The sequence below is a fragment of the Actinomyces sp. oral taxon 169 genome, from assembly GCF_013394715.1.
Classification (GTDB): Bacteria; Actinomycetota; Actinomycetes; order Actinomycetales; family Actinomycetaceae; genus Actinomyces.
Map to the genome: position 1 here is coordinate 715,818 of NZ_CP058259.1, position 20,007 is coordinate 735,824.

Consider the following 20,007-nt stretch of genomic DNA (forward strand, 5'->3'; position numbering starts at 1 on the left):
CGACAATCGCGCCGTGACCACCTCCCCGGACTCAGCCGCAATGCCCCCGTCCACCGCTCCGCGCCCCGCAGCCGCCCAGTGCGCGCGACCGCCGGCAGCCACTACCTCGCGGGCCGTCATCGACCTGGCGGCCGTGGCCCACAACGGGCGGCGCCTGGCACAGGTGGCGGGCGTGCCGTGGATGGCCGTGGTCAAGGCCGACGCCTACGGTCACGGGCTGGGGCCGGTCGCCCTGACAGCCCTGTCAGCGGGAGCCTCCTGGCTGGGGGTGGCCCAGCTCGCCGAGGCCCTGACCCTGCGCGCCCTTCTGGATGAGGCGGGCGTGAGCCGCCCGGCGGGGGAGCCCTCCGCGCAGGCCCCCCGGCTCCTCACCTGGCTCCTGCCCGTCATGGAGCCTGATCGGGCGGCCGCCGAGGACTCGCCCCTGCGTGCCGCCCTGGCGGCCGACCTGGACCTGTCGGTCTCCACCCTGCCCCAGCTCGAGGCCCTGTCGGCGGCGGCCCGGGCGCAGGGGAGGGCGGCGCGTGTCCACCTCAAGGTCGACACCGGCATGTCGCGCGGCGGTGCCACCGCCGAGGAGCTGCCCGCACTGGCCGCCGCGTTGAGGCGGGCCGCGGATGAGGGAACGGTTGACGTCGTCGGCCTGTGGTCGCACCTGTCGCGCGCCGATGAGCCGGCCAGCGGCTCCACTGAGGAGCACCTGGAGCGCTACCGGCAGGCCGAGCAGGTCGTGCGAGCCGCCGGCCTCAACCCGCCCACTCACCACCTCGCCGCCACCGGAGGACTCCTGTGGCACCCGCAGGCCCGCATGGACCTGGTGCGTGTGGGGATAGGCCTGTACGGGCTGAGTCCCGACCCCTCCGTGGCCACCGGCGCCGAGCTCGGGCTGCGCCCCGCCATGCGCCTGGAGTCCCCGCTGGTGCAGGTCAAGCGCATCGAGGCCGGACAGGCCGTCTCCTACGGGGGGACCTGGAGCGCCCCCACTGATCTCTGGGTGGGGCTCGTGCCCCTGGGCTACTCCGACGGCATCCCGCGCGCCGCCAGCTCCACCGGCCCCGTGGGAGTCGGCAACCTCATGACCTCCATCGTGGGGCGGGTGTGCATGGACCAGGTGGTCATCGACCTCGGCCCGGCCGTGGACGAGACCGGCGCGCCCCTGCCGGCAGCGGCCCGGGTCGGGGACACCGCCGTGCTCTGGGGAGCCCCCGCGGTATCAGGCCAGGAAGCCGTCCCCACCGCGGATGAGTGGGCGCAGGCCTGCGGCACCATCAACTACGAGATCGTGACCCGGTTGGGAGCTCGTGTCCCGCGCTGCTACGTCGGGGAACCCGGCACCGGCGACTACTCTCGACCCTAGACAGCAGACGTCGGATATCGCCGGTCCCCACCGGGCAGACCGGCTCCACCATTGGATCCATGCACGGAAGAGGAGGGAATATGAGCCCAGCGCCGCACACACCGCAGACCGCCCCCGGGATCACCGTCGCCACCGGCGACGCCGACGAGACCCGGGCACTGGGGGCCCGCCTGGCCCGCCTGCTGCGCGCCGGTGACCTCGTCATGCTCTCCGGCGGGCTGGGGGCCGGCAAGACCACGCTCGCCCAGGGCATCGGCGCGGCCCTTCAGGTGCGCGGCCGGGTTTCTTCACCCACCTTCATCATCGCCCGCGTGCACCCCGCCCTGTCTGACGGCCCCGACCTCATCCACGTGGACGCCTACCGGATCACCTCCCTGGAGGAGATCGACGCACTCGACCTGGACTCCTCACTGGAGCGGGCCGTCACCCTGGTCGAGTGGGGCGAGGAGAAGGTCGAGGCCCTGAGCCCCGACCGCCTGGAGATCCAGGTGCTGCGCCCCCACGGAGCCGTGCGCGCCGAGCACTCGCAACCCGAGGACGCCCCCGCCGGGGTGGAGTCTCCCGCCGGCTCAGTGACCGGGGAGCCGGTCGTGGACCTCGGCGAGGTCGACGACGGCAACCGGACGATCATCGTGCGCGCCGTCGGTCCGCGCTGGGCCGACGTCGACCTGAGCCCACTGGGCGCAGACGCCTCCTGCCAGCCTGGAGCGCCGCTGTGAACACTCTCGCCACCGTGGCACCGGTCCGCAACGCCACCCCCATCCGGCCTGCCCGACGCTCCCGGCGTCCTCGGCGCCTGATCCTGCCGGCTGCGGCGGCGACGCTCCTGGGTGTCTGCCTCCTGACCCCGGGGCCGGCCCGAGCCGTTGCCGACACCGGCCCCCGCCTCGCGCCGATCACGTCGGCCGGCGGCGTGGCGGGTTTCCCTGCCGACGCCGACTCGCGCGACGAGGCCAAGGCGCTCATGGAGAGCGAGTGCGTGGCACAGGTGCGTCAGAGCACCGGTGAGCAGGGCGAGATCACGGTGGGCGACCCGCGCAGCGTCTACACCTGGGCCTCCGGCTTCCTCGACGGCTCCCAGCCCTCCGCGCAACCCGTCGACACCGGCGACTGGGCCGCGACCGTCTCCTCGGGCGGCAAGCCGGTCGGTCTTCTCGAGGTGGTCCATGACAAGGGGCACGCCACCTGCACCCCCGTCTTCGACGACGACCTGGCCACCGACGTCGACCAGATGGGCGAGGCCCACCTCGTCCACGACCGCAACGCCAACGCCTGGTACTCGTTGAGCGGCACCACGGTGACGGCGATGGGGGAGGCCGCCACGCGGCGCCTGGCCGGCCCCATCGAGCTGCGCGACTACGGAGAGATCCTGCGTGAGCGCGCCGGGTCCAAGCCCAAGACCTCCGCCGCTCAGGGCGAGGAGCGCTCCACCACGGGGGGCTGGGCGATCTGGGGGCCGGTCCTGGCGGTCGTCGTCGTCGGGATCCTCACCGTCATCATCACGGTTCGTCACGAGCGCAAGGTGACCGCCCCGCTGCGCCAGGCTCGCAACCGCGCCGACATGGCCGAGCGCGCCGACCGGCTCAGCCGGGACGAGTCCGACACCCAGGGTGCCGCAGTACGCCGGGGCATCCCCCGCGCCGCCATCGACCTGTCCCTGCTGGGGGACGGGGCCGAGGACGACGCCGATGCGACCGCCGGAGAGACCCTGGGGGACACGATCCCCGAGAGCCGCGTCAACCTGCCACGAGACCCGAGGGCATAGGCTGGTCCGGTGCGAATCCTCTCCATCGACTCCTCCCTGGGGACTCAGCTCGCGGTCGTCGACGCCACCCCCTCCGCCGCCGGCGCACGCGCCCTGCAGGTGCTGAGCCAGGACGAACAGGCCGATACCCGCCGTCACGCCGAGTCCCTCGGACAGATGCTCTCCCAGGCCCTGTCGGCCCCTGAGGCGGCCGAGCGCCCACTGGACGCCGTGGTTGCCGCCACCGGGCCGGCCCCCTTCACCGGACTGCGTGCGGGGCTGGTGACGGCCGGGGTCGTCGGGCGCACCAGGGGCGTCCCCGTCCACGGGGTCTCCAGCCTCGACGCCGTCGCCCGCCGCGCCCTGGACGAGCTCGGGTCCCACGAGGCACAGACGGGGCCGGTCGTCCTGGTCGCCACCGATGCCCGCAGGCGCGAGGTCTATACGGCACTCTTCCGCGCCAACGGTCCCGACGACGTCACCCGCCTGACCGAGATCATCGTCTGTCCCCCGGCCCAGGTCGCCCAGCGCCTCGCTGAGCAGGCACCGGGACCGGGTGGGGGGAGTGGAGGCATCGACGTCGTGGCCGGCTCCGGCGCCTCCCTCTACCCCGAGCTGGCGGAGATGGCTTCCTACCAGAAGGCCCTGGCCCCCGTCTCCGGCGACGCCCTGACCCAGGTGCGCATCGCCCTGGCCCGCCTCGAGCGCGGCGAGGAGCTGAGCACACAGCCGCTCTACCTGCGCCACGCCGACGTGCAGATGCCCGCCGCCCGCAAGCGCGTGCGCTGACCCGGGGCGAAAAGGACACTGAGATGCCCGAGGTGACGGGAATCGGCCGGGCCCCCGGGCTGCGGGAGATGGCGGCGGGGGACCTGGAGGCCATCGCCCGCCTCGAGAGCGAGCTCTTCGGGGCCGAGGCCTGGAGCCGCGACCTGCTGGCCGCCGAGCTGGCGGCCTCCCACGGGCCGATGGCGGACCGCCGCTACGTCGTCGTTGATTCCCAAGAGGGCGATGGCGATGGTGACGCCGATGAAGCCGCGGATCGTGCCGCCGGGGCTGGGCCGAACGGGCCGCGGATCCTGGGCTACGCCGGGCTCTACCACGCCGGCGGTCTGACCAGCGCGGACCTGCTGACCATCGCCACCGTCCCGGCGGCGCGCGGGCGAGGGATCGCCTCCTTCATGCTCACCGAGCTCGTCTCCACCGCCCGGGAGGTGGGCTGCCCCGATGTCCTGCTGGAGGTGCGCCAGTCCAACGAGGCCGCCCAGCGGCTCTACGCCAGGCACGGGTTCGTCCCCATCGGCCGGCGCCGCCGCTACTACCAGGCGCCTCCGGAGGACGCCGTGGTCATGCATCTGACCCTGCGCCCGCGCCCGGGGCCGGTCGGTGCCGAGCCCGGTGATCCGGGCGAGGCCTGAGCCCGCGGGGCGACTCACCGGGAGCAAGCCCTGGTGTCCGACTGGACGGATTGCGCTGGAGCCGTAGAGGCAGATAGGCGCCACAACGGCCGGAGATAAACACGGACCGTGGGGAGAGAAGCGGTGAGTGTTGGCCACTTCACAGATTTGTCTGACACCCCCGTGACGAAAAGGAGGCCTCAGACGTCGGCGTCAGCATATTCCGCGGCGTTGAATGACGAATCGAGACCCGGTGAGATCCCCAGGATTCCGCGGATCGTCTCCCCAACATCGCTGGTGGAGCACAGATCGCGCCTACGGGAGCCGGTGCCCGGCTAGCCTTTTGCCGTGGCCAAAACATCTGCTCCTTCCTTGAAGAGGCGGACCGCCTTCTCCACGACCGTCTTCATGAAGCGCATGATGGCGATCTCGGGACTGGTGTTCCTGTTCTTCGTCCTCTTCCACGCCTACGGCAACCTGCACTACTTCGAGGGTGAGGTCGCCTACGATCACTACGCCGTGTTCCTGCGAGCACTGCTGGTACCGATCATGCCTTACGGCGGTGTCCTGTGGATCCTCCGCCTGGCTCTCATGGCCTGCCTCCTGGCTCACGCCGGCAGCGCCTTCCACCTGTGGGCGCGCAACAAGCGGGCCCGCGGCAACGACAAGTACGCCGTCAAGAAGCCCGGCGCCGAGTACTTCGCCTCCCGCTACGCCATGCGCACCATGCGCTGGGGCGGCGTCATCCTCCTGCTGTTCATCATCTGGCACCTCCTGCAGTACACCACCCTGTCACTGACGCCGGGGGGACACTACGTGCACGGACGGGCCTACCTGAACATGTACTACGGCTTCCAGCTGTGGTGGGTGTGGCTCATCTACGCGATCGCGCTGGCCGCCCTGTGCCTGCACGTGTGGCACGGCGTGTGGTCCGCCCTGCAGACACTGGGCGCGGTGCGCGGAAACACCATCCCCTTCATCCGGCTGATCGCCTTCGTGCTGGCCTTCGCGCTGTTCGCCGCCTTCATGGCGGTTCCGACGGCGATCCTCTTCGGCTATGTCGATGCCCCCATGGCCACTGGCGACTACTACCCGCAGTTCTGTGACGCGATCGGCTCCTCCGCCGAGCACTTCGCCGAATGTGCTACGGCGACCCACTGAGAGTGAACGACTATGACTGAACTCATCGACGGCCTGTACTACGAGGGCGAGAAGATCGCCGACACCAAGGCCCCCCACTCCGTCCCGATCGACCGGCGCTGGGAGCAGCGCAAGTTCGAGGCCAAGCTGGTCAACCCCGCCAACCGCCGCAAGCTGGACATCATCGTCGTCGGCTCCGGCCTGGCCGGCGGCGCTGCGGCCGCCTCCCTGGGCGAGCAGGGCTACAACGTCAAGGTCTTCTTCTACCAGGACTCGGCTCGCCGGGCGCACTCCATCGCCGCCCAGGGCGGTATCAACGCCGCGAAGAACTACCGCAATGACGGCGACTCCGTCTACCGGCTCTTCTACGACACGGTCAAGGGCGGTGACTACCGCGCCCGCGAGGACAACGTCTACCGCCTGGCGGAGGTCAGCGCCAACATCATCGACCAGTGCGTGGCCCAGGGCGTCCCCTTCGCCCGCGAGTACGGCGGCCTGCTGGACAACCGCTCCTTCGGCGGCGTGCAGGTCTCCCGTACCTTCTACGCCCGCGGCCAGACCGGCCAGCAGCTCCTCATCGGCGCCTACCAGGCCCTTGAACGCCAGGTGCACGCCGGCACGGTCAAGGAGTTCCGCCGCCACGAGATGGTCGAGCTCATCATTGTCGAGGGCCGCGCCCGTGGCATCGTCACCCGCGACATGGTCTCCGGGAAGATCGAGACCCACCTGGCCGACGCCGTCGTGCTGGCCAGTGGCGGCTACGGCAACGTGTTCTTCCTGTCCACCAACGCGATGGGTTGCAACGCCACCGCCGTGTGGCGCGCGCACCGCAAGGGCGCCTACTTCGCCAACCCCTGCTACACGCAGATCCACCCCACCTGCATCCCGCAGTCCGGCGACTTCCAGTCCAAGCTCACCCTCATGAGTGAGTCCCTGCGCAACGACGGACGCATCTGGGTGCCCAAGAAGGCTGAGGACTGCGACAAGGACCCGCGCGACATTCCCGAGGAGGCGCGCGACTACTACCTCGAGCGCATCTACCCGGCCTTCGGCAACCTCGTGCCGCGTGACATCGCCTCCCGTCAGGCCAAGAACATGTGCGACGAGGGCCGCGGCGTGGGTCCGGCCATCAAGGAGCGCGACGCCAACGGCAACGAGCGGATGATGCGTCGCGGCGTCTACCTGGACTTCTCCGAGGCCATCAACCGCCTGGGCAAGGACGCTGTCTCGGCCCGCTACGGCAACCTGTTCGAGATGTACCAGCGCATCACCGGGGACGACCCCTACGAGGTCCCCATGCGCATCTACCCAGCCGTGCACTACACGATGGGTGGCCTGTGGGTGGACTACGACCTGGAGTCCAACGTCCCTGGCCTCTACATCGCCGGAGAGGCCAACTTCTCCGACCACGGCGCCAACCGCCTGGGTGCCTCCGCCCTCATGCAGGGGCTGGCCGACGGCTACTTCGTCCTGCCCGACACCATGAACGACTACCTGGCGGACATGCTGCGCCTGGGCAAGGTCGACCCCAACGCCCCGGAGATCGCCGAGGCCAAGCGCTCCGTCGAGGAGCGCGTCGCCCGCCTCATGGCCCTGCGCGGCACCCGCAGCGTGGACGACTTCCACATGGCCCTGGGCCGCATTATGTGGGAGTACTGCGGCATGGAACGGCGCGACGCCGGGCTGCGCGACGCCATCGGGCAGATCCGGGCCCTCAAGGAGGAGTTCTGGCGCGACGCCCGTATCACGGGTCAGGCCGACGAGCTCAACCAGGCCCTGGAGAAGGCCGGCCGACTGCTGGACTTCTTCGAGCTGGCCGAGCTCATGTGCATCGACGCCCTGCACCGGCGGGAGTCCTGCGGCGGCCACTTCCGGGCGGAGTCCCAGACTCCCGAGGGTGAGGCCCTGCGGCACGACGACGAGTTCCTCTACGTCGCCGCCTGGGAGTGGGGCGGGGAGAACCAGCCGCCGATCCTCCACAAGGAGGACCTCGTCTACAAGGACATCGAGCTCAAGCAGCGGAGTTACAAGTGAACATCAAGCTCAAGATCTGGCGCCAGAAGAACCAGGACTCGAAGGGCCACTTCGAGGAGTACGCCATGAGCGGGATCGAGGAGCACATGAGCTTCCTCGAGGTCCTCGACCTGCTCAACGAGCAGCTCTTCGCCGAGGGCAAGGAGCCGGTGGCCTTCGACTCCGACTGCCGCGAGGGCATCTGCGGTCAGTGCGGTGTGGTCATCAACGGGCAGGCCCACGGGCCCATCCGCTCGACCACCTGCCAGCTGCACATGCGCCACCTGGCGGAGGACCCCTCCTTCAAGGACGGCTCCACCATCACGATCGAACCGTGGCGCTCCACCGGCTTCCCGGTGCTGCGCGACCTCATCGTGGACCGCTCCGCCCTGGACCGCATCGTCCAGGCCGGTGGCTACATCTCGGTCAACACCGGTGGGGCCCCGGAGGCCCACTCGGTGCCCGTGCAGAAGGAGAAGGCCGACGCCGCCTTCGAGGCGGCCGCCTGCATCGGCTGCGGTGCGTGTGTGGCGGCGTGCCCCAACGCCTCGGCCATGCTGTTCACCGGTGCGAAGATCTCGCACCTGGGTCTGCTGCCGCAGGGCCAGCCCGAGCGCCTGGCTCGCGTGGTGAGCATGCTCAACCAGCACGACGCCGAGGGCTTCGGCGGCTGCACGAACATCGGCGAGTGCGCGGCCGTGTGCCCCAAGTCGGTTCCGCTCGAGGTCATCTCGCGCCTCAACCGGGATCTCGGCCACGCCCTGTGGAAGGGCCAGCACGCCCACTGATCCATCCGCCTCACTTCATACCGAGCCGGGCACGTCTCGCGTTGCCCCACAGACATTCTGTTGGGGGTCGCGAGACGTGCCCGGATCGGCGTTAATGGGTGGTGACGGTGATCCCGGTGAAGTCCGCGATGCGGGGGACGTGGGAGTCAGCCTCGGGGACGCCGTCGCCCACGAGGAGGACCTGTGCGCCCGCGCGCCGGGCGGAGGTATAGCCCGAGGGAGCATCCTCCAGCACCAGGCAGGAGGAGATCGGCACCCCCAGGAGCTCGGCGGCCTTGAGGTAGGGATCGGGATCGGGCTTACCGCGCTCGACGTCGCCGGCGGAGACGGCCACCGGGGGAATGGGGACGCAGGCTTCCTCCATGCGCACCCGCATGAGTTCGATCGGCGCGGAGGTCACCAGGGCCAGCGGAACGCCGGCATCGATCAAAGCCGCCATGAAGGAAGCGGCGCCGGGAATCTCTGCCATCCGCCCTGCGGTCTGCGTGATCTCCTCACGAGCGAGGCACTGGTAGACGGCGTCCCGCTCTTCATCCGTCAGCTCCGGCAGGAACCGCCGGATCGTGTCGAGCCCGGTGCGGCCGGGGGAGTAGGCCATGATCTCGTCGAAGCGCTCACTCATGCCGTGGTCGCGGGCGAAGGAGGCCCACATCGACTCCACGACTGCCGAGGAGTCCACCAGCGTGCCGTCCATATCGCACAGAAGGGCCTCGGCGCTGCTCAAGGGCGCCTGCCCCTCGGTGGCCCTTCCCGACGATGACCACAGCTGAACGGACATGACGCCTCCTGGGACGGAATCGACGTGAGCAACACTGTCAGCCTATCGAAGGAGGCGTGAACCTGCGCCGCGACGCGGTGCTCAGCGAGTACCCGAGGCCTCGATGGGCGCCTGTTCGGCGTCCGTCTCTCCAGGCGATAGTCTGGTCCCGTGAGCGCTCCCCTCATTCTCGGTATCGAGTCCACCTGCGACGAGACCGGCGTGGCCCTCGTGCGCGGCCGCGAGCTCCTCGCCGACGTCACTGCCACCTCCATGGACCAGTACGCGCGCTTCGGCGGCATCATCCCCGAGATCGCCTCACGCGCCCACCTGGAGTCCTTCCTGCCGACCCTCGACGCCGCGCTGGAGAAGGCCGGTGTCGACCTCGGTGAGGTCGACGCCGTCGCCGTGTGCGCCGGCCCCGGACTCATCGGCTCCCTGACCGTCGGCATCTCCGCCGCCAAGGCCCTGGCCGCGAGCCTGAACCGGCCGATCTACGGCGTCAACCACGTCATCGGCCACCTGGCGGTCGATGAGCTGGTCGACGGCCCTCTGCCGGAGCGCTTCGTCGGGCTCATCGTCTCCGGCGGCCACTCGAACCTCCTGAGCATCCGTAACATCGCCACCGACGTCGTCGAGCTCGGCGGCACTCTTGACGACGCCGCCGGCGAGGCCTTCGACAAGGTCGGCCGCCTCCTGGGCCTGCCCTACCCCGGCGGCCCGCACGTGGACCGACTCTCCCAGGAGGGCGACCGCGGCGCCATCCGCTTCCCCCGGGGGCTGGCCGCGGGCAAGGACAAGGAGCGTCACCGCTACGACTTCTCCTTCTCCGGCCTCAAGACCGCCGTGGCCCGCTATGTCGAGTCCCTGGAGGACTCCGGCCGGGAGGTGCCCAGTGCTGACGTCTGCGCCGCCTTCTCCGAGGCCGTCAACGACTCCCTGACGGCCAAGGCGGTCCAGGCCTGCCTGGACACCGGCTGCGACACGCTCGTCGTCGGGGGCGGGTACTCGGCCAACTCCCGCCTGCGGTCCCTGGCCGCCGAGCGCTGCGAGGAGGCCGGCATCACCCTGCGCCTGCCGCCGCTGCGCTTCTGCACTGACAACGGCGCCCAGATCGCCGCCCTGGGGTCAGCGGCCGTGCGGGCCGGTGTCGCCCCCAGCCCCATGGACTTCGCCCCGGACTCGGGGATGCCGCTGAACGTCAGCGTCGCCCACTGACATCGCCCCCTGACGCCGGCTTCCCTCCCGTATCCGTTGCGCTCGGGGCCAGGCCGGCGGCCACTCCCCGGATGATGATCTCGATCTTGCGGTCCAGGCCGCCGCGCTCCAGCCAGCTCTCGTTGGGTGTCAGCGCCTCGGGCAGGGCCGGCCTGTCGGCGGCGGCTGCGAAGCGGCTGGTCTCCTCCAGCCCCGTGGGTCCGCCTGGCCCCGAGGGGGCCACGGGGGAGCGCATGACCTCGATCTGCGCGTGCGTGGAGATGACGGTGTCACCGACGAAGTCCAGAACCACCCCGGCCTCCTCCACCTCTAGGCCGCCGTCGACCAGGACCTGGCACGCCTGAGCCACAGGGGCGGCGAAGAGCTGGTGGGCCCACGGCACCCCCATGATGACTCCGGCCAGGCCGGGGTAGCGGTCCAGCATCACCCAGATGGCCTCGGCGTGGGCCCGCACCGCATCGGGCCAGCGCCTCCCGGCCGCTGGGACATCGACCTTAGCGGCGATCCTCTCCAGGCAGGCGGCCAGCAGATCCTCGCGCGAGGAGATCGTGCGGTACAGCCCGGAGACCGCCACCCCCAGGTGCTTGGCCACCGCTGTGAGCGTGAAGTCCGCGATGCCGATCCCGAGGGCGGCATCGACGACGTCGTCGCGCGAGAATCCCGGTCTCGGTCCGGTCGGTCGGCCCAGTCGCGCAGGTCGTGTCATGGCAGCACCGTAATGGTCCGCGGGGGCTGTTGCTCGAGGTTCAGCGGTGAGAGTAAGGTGGACCTCACTAAGTTCTGAAAGCCATTCAGAATTAGGGTCGACGGAAGGTTGGGACACCTGATGAGCACGCGGACACAGTCATCAGCTCCGGAGGCCTCGTCGCACTCATCGCCCGAGCTGTCGTCTCCGCCCTCAGCCGGCGCAGCAGCGCCTGACAACGCCGCTGAGCCGACCCCTCTGGGCAACGCCCAGCGCTCGCGCGAGGGGCAGGCCGCCATCGCCCGCCTCGGCGCCCCCGTGCGCACCCGCCTGCGGATCGGTCAGGTCCTCGTCCTGCTCTCCGCGGTCCTGGCGGTAGCCCCCTACATCGCGCTGGTCCAGCTCGGCGACATCCTGCTGCGCGCCCACCGGGCGGGGCTGAGCCCGGACACCCAACAGGTGTCAGGCGTGGTCATGGTGCTCGTGAGCGCCTACTCCACCCGCCTGCTGCTGTACTTCCTGGCGCTGCTCATCACCCACCTGGCCGACCTGTCCCTGCGCGACCGCCTGCGCCGCGACATCGTTGCGCGCATCTCCCACGCCCCGCTGTCCTGGTTCACCGCCTCCACCTCCGGGCGCCTGCGCAAGGCCGTCCAGGACGACACGACCCTCGTCCACACCGTCATCGCTCACGGCCCCGTCGAGCGCCTCAACGCCATCGTCACCCCGCTGGCCCTGCTGGGCTGCGCCTTCTGGATCGACTGGCGTCTGGCCCTGCTGGCCGTCTCCACACTCGTCCTCTACGTGCTCACCTACTCGGTGTCCATGCGCGGCATGAACGAGAAGACCGTGGAGATGGACCGCAAGCTGGCCGCCATCTCCTCGGCCATGGTCGAGTTCATCTCCGGGATCGGCGTGGTCAAGGCCTTCGGACGCGTGGGACGAGCGCACTCGGCCTACCTCGCCGCCGCGGACGAGTTCTCCGCCTTCTACCGCGCCTGGGCGATGCCCCTGGTGACCGTCACCTGCCTGTCCTTCACCTGGGTCTCCATCCCCGTGCTGCTCCTGGTCAACCTCGGCGGCGGGGCGCTGCTCATCCACGCCGGGGCCGTCACCCTGCCCCAGGTCCTGGCCACGACCCTCGTCGCCCTGGTCCTTCCCGCCGCCCTCATCACCATTGCCTCGATCTCCTGGTCCTACCAGCTTGCCGGCGCGGCGGCCCTGCGGCTGTGCGAGGTCCTCGACACCCCCGTCCTGCCCGCCGCCGACCGGCCCGGACGGCCCCGCGAGGTGCGCGTCGAGATCGACCACGTCTCCTTCTCCTATGGGGAGGTTCTCGCCGTCGACGACGCCTGCCTGACCCTGGAGCCGGGAACCGTGACCGCGCTGCTGGGCCCCTCCGGCTCGGGCAAGTCGACACTGGCCACCCTCATCGCCCGCTTCGCCGACCCCGACGCCGGCGCCGTCCGTATCGGCGGGGTGGACCTGCGGGACATGGACGAGTCCACCCTGTACTCCACCGTCTCCTTCGTCCTCCAGGACGTCCAGCTGCTCGCCACCACCGTGCGCGAGAACATCGCCCTCGGGCACCCCGAGGCCGATCTGGCGCGGGTGCGCGCCGCCGCCCGTGTGGCCCGCATCCACGACGAGATCATGGCGCTGCCGCAGGGCTACGACACCGTCCTGGGGCAGGACACGGCACTGTCCGGTGGACAGGAGCAGCGCATCGCCATCGCCCGCGCCATCGTGCTGAACACCCCCGTCATCGTGCTCGACGAGGCCACCGCCATGGCCGACCCCGAGTCCGAGGCCGAGATCCAGCAGGCACTGAGCGCCCTGGTCAAGGACCGTACCGTCCTGGTCATTGCTCACCGGCCGGCCGCCGTGCGCGGCGCCGACCGCATCGCCGTCATGGACGGTGGACGCATCGTCGCCGGCGGCACCCATGATGACCTGGTCGATGAGCCCTACTACCGGGCCCTGCTGCGCCAGGCCGGCGAGCTCGAGGGTGCCACGGGATCGAACGTCCACGAGACCACCACCGAGAAGGAAGGCCCTTCACTCGCCGACGGTGCGACTGACAGCCCGGATGACGGTGTGGCTGACAGTGCGGCTGACGTCAGGGTCCTGGCGACGTCGCCCTCCCGCATTGATGATCGGGATGGGCGGACGGGGGCCACGCGTCCGGTGCCCTCCATCCCCGGCGAATCCTCCCGGCCGGTGGACTCCCTGCTGTCCCGCTTCCGCCGGCTCATGACCGACTCCTCCTGGCGACAGACCCGAGGGTGCATCGCCCTGGCGGGAGTCAACGGAGTCCTGTCGGGACTGGCACTGCTGGTGCTGCTGCCCGCCTTTGTGGCTCTGGCGACCGGTGTGCCCCGATGGGGGCTGTCCTTCGGCGGCTGGCTCATCGTGCTGGTCGTTCTCGGTCTCGGCGCGGCCGTCTGCGACTTCCAGGGGCGGCGCATGGGTATGTCGGGGGCGCTGGGCTTCATGCACGACGTCCACCACGCAGTGGGCGACCGGATCGCGCGCCTGCCCCTGCGCTGGTTCACCGCCGACTCCGCCGGCACCCTGTCGCGGGCCGTGAGCCAAGAGATGGTGGCCCTGGGGGAGTCCGCCGCCCACTTCATGTACCTGCTCACCTCCACCGCTGCCGCATGCGTGGTCGTCGGGGTCGGCTCCTGGGCTTGGGACTGGCGCCTGGGGCTCCTGCTGACGCTGGCCGCGCCCCTGTTCGCCGGACTCGTGGGCCTCTCGCGCCGTCTGCTGGACCGAGGCAAGTCCATCTCCGAGCCCGCCGAGCGTGAGCTCGCCACCCGCATCGTCGAGATCGCCCGCTGCCAGGGGGCTCTGCGCTCCTGCCGGGCCGCCTCGGGCTACAGCCGCCTGACCGCCGCCTTCGACGACGGGGTCCGCGCCTCCAGGCGCGCCCTGTGGTGGGAGTCCGCCGGCAACCTCGTCAACGGCGCACTGAGCCAGATCGTCGTCGTCGCCATGATCGTCCTGACCTCCTCACTGGCCGCCTCCGGCGCCATGGAGCCTCTGGTGGCCATTGCCGTCATCGGCATGTGCCTGCGTTTCACCACCATGCTCGACGACATCGGAGCAGCCGTGATGGGCGTGGAGGAGCGGCGCCAGATGATGAACCACCTCGACGCCGTCATGGACGCCGAGCTCATGGCCGAGCCGCAGGAGCCCAATGCGCTGCCCGAGCCGGGCGCCGTCGAGCTTGACGACGTCGTCTTCGGCTACCGCCCCGACGCGCCCGTTCTGACCGGGGTGTCGATGAGCGTGCCCGCACGCACCATGTGCGCCATCGTGGGCCCCTCAGGCAGCGGCAAGACGACCATCGCCCGCCTCGTCGCCCGCTTCTGGGACGTGGGCTCGGGGGCCGTGAGAGTCGGCGGCGCCGACGTGCGCGACATGCCGACCTCCCAGCTCATGGAGCAGCTCTCCATGGTCTTCCAGGACGTCTACCTCTTCGACGACACTCTGGCCGCCAACATCCGCATCGGCAATCCCGCGGCCGACGACGCCCAGGTGCGCTGGGCCGCGGGGCTCGCCGGCGTCACGGAGATCGTCGACCGCCTTCCCCATGGCTGGGACACGCGCGTGGGTGAAGGCGGGCGGTCCCTGTCCGGTGGGGAGCGTCAGCGCGTCTCCATCGCCCGCGCCCTGCTCAAACGAGCCCCGATCGTCCTGCTCGATGAGGCCACCAGCGCACTGGACGCCGAGAACGAGGCCAATATCGTCGCCGCGATGCAGGAACTGCGCCGCACGTCGACCCTCATCGTCATCGCCCACAAGCTCGAGACGATCGCCGCCGCCGACCAGGTCGTCGTCCTCGACGACGCCGGGCGTATCGCCCAGCAGGGACACCACGATGAGCTTGTGTCCGTCGAGGGGCCCTACCGCAGCTTCTGGGAGCAGCGCACCCGGGCCCGCGGATGGGAGCTCGTATCGAGGCAGGAATGATCGCCCCGGGAATCACTGATCGTCGGGCGAGACTCGGGACCGTGCCGACTCGCAATAGCAGTGGGGAACGGGCCCGGATGTCAGGCTGACCTCTCAGTTATCGGCGGACTTAGCGGCTCAGGGGACCCATGAGGCCGTCAGAGGAGGACCGAGAAGGAAATGAGGTCAAGGGTGCGAATGTGGGATGCGCTTTATTGAAGCACAATGTTTTAGAGAATTATGGCGGCAATGGCGTGATGACTTGGAAGGTATGTGCTGCGGGCGGAGAGGAAAATGCTCTGATGTGCTCCGGGCATTGAGCTCCATGTTCTGTTAAGACGTCAGCGCATGTTGTTCTCTCTTGCATTCTCCGTTGTTCGTTCCACAGGAGGATAAGGTGAATTCGTGTCCACCTCCTCCGCTGCGGCGCACGTCGATCCCTCCGCCTGGGTCCTCACCGCCTCCTCGGCAGTGCTCCGAGCACAGCTCGGAGCACTGGTCGTGTTCGTGGTCGCCTGGATCGTGAGCATGTGCCTGTGGGCGGGGTACCCGGTGGGGCTCATGTCGCAGCACCGCAGGCTGCCCGTGATCGCGATCATGGGCATGGTCGACCGCGCTGTCGGACTGCTGCTGAGCCTGGCTGACCTGTAGGGATACCTCTCCGTCCCCAAGCCGATCCTGGCGATCGACTCCGCGGGTGGTGCGCAGGCGGGAGAGGAGGTTCTCCCACAGTCACACGAGGATCCCGCTTCCCGCCCGGCTGGGGAGCCCCGACGCCACCGACCACAGGTGGGTCGCCGGCGCTTCGCTCAGGACTTGGCCGCCAGCGAGAGCACCTCGGTGGGACGCAGGGGCCTGCCCGCCCGGGCCTCGGCCAGCAGCAGCCTGACGGCCGCCTCCCGCTGTCCGCCGTAGGCCCTGACGGCGGCGATCTGACGCTGGTAGGAGGCCCCCGTCTCCAACGTGGTGCGCACGGACTCCAGCTCCGCGGCGCAACCGAGATCCTCGGCGACGGGAGCGAGCTCGGTGAGCATCCGCTCAACCGTGTCTCCCACCAGCTCCTCCTCACCGGCGGAGTTGACGATGAGGATCGCGTCCATGCCGTAGCGGGCGGAGCGCCACTTGTTCTCGGCGACGTACCAGTCCGGCAGCGCATCGAGCTCCTCACCCCGGTCCAGGGTGCGGGAGAAGGACTCCACGAGGCACTGGGTCAGTGCCGCCATCCCGGCCAGCTCGGTCAGGTTCGTGGCGGCATCGCAGGCCCGCACCTCGATGGTCCCCAGGCGCGGCGAGGGGCGCACGTCCCAGCGGATCTCGGTGAAGTCCTCGATGACCCCGGTGTGGACCAGGTCCCCGGTGTAGCTCTCCAGCTGCTCCCAGGTGCTGAACTGCTCGGGGGCGCCGGCGGTGGGCAGCTGCTGGAACATCATGGCGCGGTTGTCCGCGTAGCCCGTGTCCGCCCCCGCCCAGAATGGCGAGGAGGCGCTCAGGCACTGCAGGTGGGCGGTACGCGTGAGCAGGGCCTTGAGGATCGGAAGGACCTTGCTCCGGTCCTCGACGCCGACGTGGACGTGGGTGCCGAAGATGAGCATCTGGTGACCCCACAGCCGGGTGCGGTCCACCAGGCGCGCGTAGCGCTCGGCATTGGTCACCTTCTGCACCAGCGGGTCGGCGAAGGGGTGGGTCCCGGCCGAGGCCAGGTCCACGCGCAGGGGATCGGTGACGGAAAGAACGCGGTCGAAGGCGAAGGCGATGTCCTCCATGCACTCGGCCACGGTCCTGCGGGCCCCGGAGACCAGCTCGATGGTGTTGAGCATCATCTCGCCGTGCACATGCGGATCCTGGCCCACCTTCTGGAGGATCTCCTCGGCGCACTGGCGCAGGTCGAGGCTGTCGCGGTCGATGAGGGCCAGCTCCCACTCCACCCCCAATGTGGAGCGGGCCGAGCCGGCGAAGGGGAGGGACTGGGGGCGGTGGGCCGGCGACGGCTGAGCGTCGGCGGACGCGGCGCTCGGGCCTGTCGTGTCAGTCGTGTCCTGCATGTCCTGGTCTCCTCGGGTTCCTCGGGGCTTTCGCGGGTGCTGACAGGGGTCTGTTGTCGCGGGAAGGGTTCTGTTACGTCGGTGAGTGAGCCGACGAGACGCCGGTGATCGGTTCGACGACGAGAACGGCGCCCTTCGCCTTGTCTCCCACCCGGGTCAGAATCCAGGTCTCCGACTCCTGACCGCTGAGCCTCAGCGAGGCGCGCAGGGCGTCGGGGGAGACGTCGACTCCGCGCTTGAGGATCTCCAGACGCCCGATACCGAGCTCGCGGCCACGGGAGCGCAGGGCCTTGAGCCGTAGCGGCAGGACCTCGGTGAGACGGAAGGAGCGCACGAAGGGGGCAGTCGCCTCATCGGGCAGGCGCTCTCCCGTGAGGTAGCCGATCCGGGGCCCCACCGGCCTGGCGTCCAGGGTCTCGCACAGGTGGGCGATGAGCCCTGCTCGCACGGCGGCGCCGTCGGGAACGTGGATGATGCTGCCCAGTTCATCGGGCGAGCCGATCGGGTCGACCTGGACCGGCGGCTGCGAGGGGTCGGTGGTGCTTGGATCGACCAGCGTGCAGGCGTTCGTGCCGCCGCCCCCTGAGCGCAGGATCAGTGCGGAGCGCCCGGGACCCTCCGGCGCCAGCGGCCCGCACCAGATGGCCGCCTCGACGACGTCGCCGTCCACGCTCACCCACTGGGTGTGGGAATCCGGCGGCAGCGCGGCGTGGTCGATGCCGGGAGCGACCTTGACACCGACAGCGGGCACGGACTCGCGCAGCGCGAGCACCTGAGACAGGGGCGGCGACCACTGCTCGGGGTCGGTGATGCGCCGCCCGTCGGCGCGGCGGGCGGGATCGGCGAAGACGGCGTCGACCCCGCGCTCGACCAGGTCGATCTCCATGGCGTCGGCGCACTCGACGCTCGCGTGGGGGAAGGGCATGAGGTTGATGGTGGCCAGGGCGGCCGCGGCCTCATCTCGGTCGACGGCGAGCACCGGCAGATCGAGCCCGGCCAGGGCGACGGCATCGCCCCCGATTCCGCAGCCCAGGTCCGCGACCTTCGACACGCCCGCGGCCGCGTACCGGGCCGCATGGTGAGCCGAGACCACCAGCCGGGTGGCCTGCTCCAGGCCGTCGGTGGTGAAGAGCATCTGCTGGGCGAAGGGCCCGAACTTCGCTGCGGCCCGCTCGCGCAGGCGCTGCTGCGTCAGCGCGGCCGCCACCAGGGCGGGGGAGTGTCCCTCCTCGCGCAGAGAGCGGCCCAGGGACAGGGCCTCGGACGGGTCGTAGGGGGGCAGGGAGGACAGAAGCTCCCAGCCCTCGGGGGTCAGCAGGAGCGCGACGTGGTTCTCAGCCATCACCCCCGATCATTCCATGGAGAGCCTGCCAGTGGGCGTGATGTTCACTGGGTGGAGTGGGAAGGGGAGGAGGGGGTCAGGAAGGGCCTGAGAGGGAGTGAGGGAGCCTGCCCGGTGGGCGGTGAGTAGGGTTGTGGCCGAGACTCCGCCCGCTGGTGGAGTCGACAGGCGCTGGACGGGAAGGCGGGCGACTGATGACTGAGGAGGAGCCTCGACTCGGTGCCACTCAGGGGGCCGAGGCCGTCGCGGCGCACAAGGACGATGAGGTGAAAGCCTCGCAGGGTCCCGGCGCTGCGGGCCGTCCCCGGGCGCTTCTCGGGCGGCTGGTGCGGATCTCGCTGGCAGTCATGGGGGTGGTGGCACTCCTGGCGGCCGGGGCCAGTGTCTGGGCATGGACCGTCAGCGCCGGGCACATCGAGATCGCCGGTGGGAGCAACAGCAACGGTGAGGCGGCCAGGGCGCCGGTGGCGATCGTCCTGGGAGCGGCCGTTCACGCCGACGGGCAGCCCTCGCCCTGGTTGGCCCACCGCCTCGACGTCGCCGCTGACCTCTACACCAGCGGCCGCGTCGAGGCGATCCTGGTCTCTGGGGACAACCGGCGCGCCGGCTACGACGAGCCCACCGTCATGCGCAGGTACCTCCGCTCCCGGGGGATTCCCGACCAGGCGATCGCCATGGACTACGCGGGCTTCGACACCTACGACACCTGCGTGCGGGCGCGCAGGATCTTCGGGATCGATCGGGCCCTGCTCGTGACCCAGGACTTCCATGAGCCGCGCGCCGTCGCCATCTGCCGCTCGGTCGGTGTCGACGTCGACGGTGTCGGCGACTCCCGGGCCCGCAGCGACCGCATCGGGTGGGCGGTCAGTTGGATGCGCGAGCGACCGGCGGCGATCAAGGCCGTCATCGATGTCGTCTCCCGGCGGGACCCGACCCTGGGGAGCCGGGAGACGAGCGTCGGGGAGGCCGTTGTCTGGACTCGGGAGCACCGACGCTGACGAGGGCTGACGCCCACGGCGAAACCGCCGCCACGCTTTGGCACTCGCGTTGACTGAGTGCTAACGCCGTCGTAGATTCTCCGTCAGGCGCAGCGGAGTGCCCGCCCAGTCCTGGGACGCAGGCGGGCACCTTCTGCGACTCGCACTCCTGCATCGTGCCGGACCGACTCCCGCGACGGCGGTCGGGCGCGTCTGGGGAGGGCGAACAAGCCGTTCTACTGCACGTTGAAAAGAGGAGGAGGAGGTCTCCAATGTCGATCTCCATCAAGCCGCTCGAGGACCGCATCGTCGTCCAGACCGCTGAGGCCGAGCAGACCACCGCATCCGGTCTGGTCATTCCCGACACCGCCAAGGAGAAGCCCCAGGAGGGCAAGGTCGTGGCCGTGGGCCCCGGCCGCGTCGACGACTCCGGCAACCGCGTGCCCGTTGACGTCGCTGAGGGCGACGTCGTCATCTACTCCAAGTACGGGGGCACCGAGGTCAGCTACGCCGGTGAGGACTACCTCATCCTGTCGGCGCGTGACGTCCTGGCGGTCGTCACCAAGTGACCCGTTGAGCTCGTGCGCGCC

Annotated in this window: 17 protein-coding genes; 13 read left to right on the forward strand and 4 right to left on the reverse strand. The window is 70.2% G+C overall.

Annotation, left to right across the window (positions count from 1 at the left end; translation table 11 throughout):
- Positions 1-40: 40 nt before the first annotated feature.
- The 8 genes from alr (at position 41) to HW274_RS03095 (ending at position 8,439) form a co-directional block, all read left to right on the forward strand.
- Positions 41-1,357: an alanine racemase gene (alr, locus tag HW274_RS03060; RefSeq protein ID WP_185989551.1), complete on the forward strand. Its 1,317-nt coding sequence runs from the start codon at positions 41-43 to the stop codon at positions 1,355-1,357.
- Positions 1,358-1,437: 80 nt separating this feature from the next.
- Positions 1,438-2,076, forward strand: coding sequence for a tRNA (adenosine(37)-N6)-threonylcarbamoyltransferase complex ATPase subunit type 1 TsaE (gene tsaE / locus HW274_RS03065; protein ID WP_185989138.1), 639 nt, complete (start codon positions 1,438-1,440; stop codon positions 2,074-2,076).
- The gene (locus HW274_RS03070; protein ID WP_185989139.1) at positions 2,073-3,122 is read left to right on the forward strand and encodes a hypothetical protein; all 1,050 of its coding nucleotides are present in this window, start codon (positions 2,073-2,075) and stop codon (positions 3,120-3,122) included. The genes tsaE and HW274_RS03070 overlap by 4 nt, the downstream gene beginning before the upstream one ends.
- Before the next feature lie 9 nt (positions 3,123-3,131).
- On the forward strand, positions 3,132-3,890 hold the full coding sequence (gene tsaB / locus HW274_RS03075; protein WP_185989140.1) for a tRNA (adenosine(37)-N6)-threonylcarbamoyltransferase complex dimerization subunit type 1 TsaB: 759 nt from the start codon (positions 3,132-3,134) through the stop codon (positions 3,888-3,890).
- A 23-nt stretch (positions 3,891-3,913) separates the two neighbouring features.
- The gene (locus tag HW274_RS03080; RefSeq protein WP_185989141.1) at positions 3,914-4,519 is read left to right on the forward strand and encodes a GNAT family N-acetyltransferase; all 606 of its coding nucleotides are present in this window, start codon (positions 3,914-3,916) and stop codon (positions 4,517-4,519) included.
- Between the two features lie 387 nt (positions 4,520-4,906).
- Positions 4,907-5,659 (forward strand): succinate dehydrogenase cytochrome b subunit, encoded by a 753-nt coding sequence (locus HW274_RS03085; RefSeq protein ID WP_178384973.1) that lies wholly within the window; start codon positions 4,907-4,909, stop codon positions 5,657-5,659.
- 12 nt (positions 5,660-5,671) lie between these two features.
- The gene (locus HW274_RS03090; RefSeq protein ID WP_075253482.1) at positions 5,672-7,672 is read left to right on the forward strand and encodes a fumarate reductase/succinate dehydrogenase flavoprotein subunit; all 2,001 of its coding nucleotides are present in this window, start codon (positions 5,672-5,674) and stop codon (positions 7,670-7,672) included.
- Complete coding sequence (locus HW274_RS03095) at positions 7,669-8,439, forward strand: succinate dehydrogenase/fumarate reductase iron-sulfur subunit (protein ID WP_003789384.1); 771 nt, start codon at positions 7,669-7,671, stop codon at positions 8,437-8,439. The genes HW274_RS03090 and HW274_RS03095 overlap by 4 nt, the downstream gene beginning before the upstream one ends.
- Before the next feature lie 91 nt (positions 8,440-8,530).
- Here the strand turns inward: HW274_RS03095 and HW274_RS03100 are convergent, their stop codons facing one another.
- Positions 8,531-9,217 carry an HAD-IA family hydrolase gene (locus HW274_RS03100; RefSeq protein WP_185989142.1) on the reverse strand — a complete coding sequence of 229 codons (687 nt, stop codon included), beginning with the start codon at positions 9,215-9,217 and terminating at the stop codon, positions 8,531-8,533.
- 150 nt (positions 9,218-9,367) lie between these two features.
- Between HW274_RS03100 and tsaD the strand changes: the two genes are divergently transcribed.
- Entirely contained in the window at positions 9,368-10,414 is a 1,047-nt protein-coding gene (tsaD, locus tag HW274_RS03105; protein WP_185989143.1) for a tRNA (adenosine(37)-N6)-threonylcarbamoyltransferase complex transferase subunit TsaD, read from the forward strand.
- Here tsaD and HW274_RS03110 read toward each other — a convergent pair.
- On the reverse strand, positions 10,398-11,120 hold the full coding sequence (locus HW274_RS03110; RefSeq protein ID WP_185989144.1) for a TetR/AcrR family transcriptional regulator: 723 nt from the start codon (positions 11,118-11,120) through the stop codon (positions 10,398-10,400). The two genes, tsaD and HW274_RS03110, sit on opposite strands and share 17 nt — an antisense overlap.
- A gap of 120 nt (positions 11,121-11,240) precedes the next feature.
- On the opposite strand from HW274_RS03110, the gene HW274_RS03115 reads away from it, so the two are divergent.
- Together HW274_RS03115 and HW274_RS03120 are read left to right on the forward strand one after the other, a co-directional pair.
- On the forward strand, positions 11,241-15,077 hold the full coding sequence (locus tag HW274_RS03115) for an ABC transporter ATP-binding protein (protein ID WP_185989145.1): 3,837 nt from the start codon (positions 11,241-11,243) through the stop codon (positions 15,075-15,077).
- A gap of 384 nt (positions 15,078-15,461) precedes the next feature.
- Positions 15,462-15,707, forward strand: a complete 246-nt coding sequence (locus HW274_RS03120) for a hypothetical protein (RefSeq protein ID WP_185989146.1) — start codon at positions 15,462-15,464, stop codon at positions 15,705-15,707.
- Between the two features lie 158 nt (positions 15,708-15,865).
- On the opposite strand, the gene HW274_RS03125 is transcribed toward HW274_RS03120, so the two are convergent.
- Positions 15,866-17,098 carry a glutamate--cysteine ligase gene (locus HW274_RS03125; protein WP_185989147.1) on the reverse strand — a complete coding sequence of 411 codons (1,233 nt, stop codon included), beginning with the start codon at positions 17,096-17,098 and terminating at the stop codon, positions 15,866-15,868.
- Between the two features lie 73 nt (positions 17,099-17,171).
- The gene (locus HW274_RS03130) at positions 17,172-18,440 is read right to left on the reverse strand and encodes a class I SAM-dependent methyltransferase (RefSeq protein ID WP_185989148.1); all 1,269 of its coding nucleotides are present in this window, start codon (positions 18,438-18,440) and stop codon (positions 17,172-17,174) included.
- Between the two features lie 347 nt (positions 18,441-18,787).
- Between HW274_RS03130 and HW274_RS03135 the strand changes: the two genes are divergently transcribed.
- Complete coding sequence (locus HW274_RS03135) at positions 18,788-19,438, forward strand: vancomycin high temperature exclusion protein (RefSeq protein ID WP_396027393.1); 651 nt, start codon at positions 18,788-18,790, stop codon at positions 19,436-19,438.
- Between the two features lie 251 nt (positions 19,439-19,689).
- Positions 19,690-19,986 carry a co-chaperone GroES gene (groES, locus tag HW274_RS03140; protein ID WP_070661353.1) on the forward strand — a complete coding sequence of 99 codons (297 nt, stop codon included), beginning with the start codon at positions 19,690-19,692 and terminating at the stop codon, positions 19,984-19,986.
- The last annotated feature ends 21 nt before the right edge of the window (positions 19,987-20,007 follow it).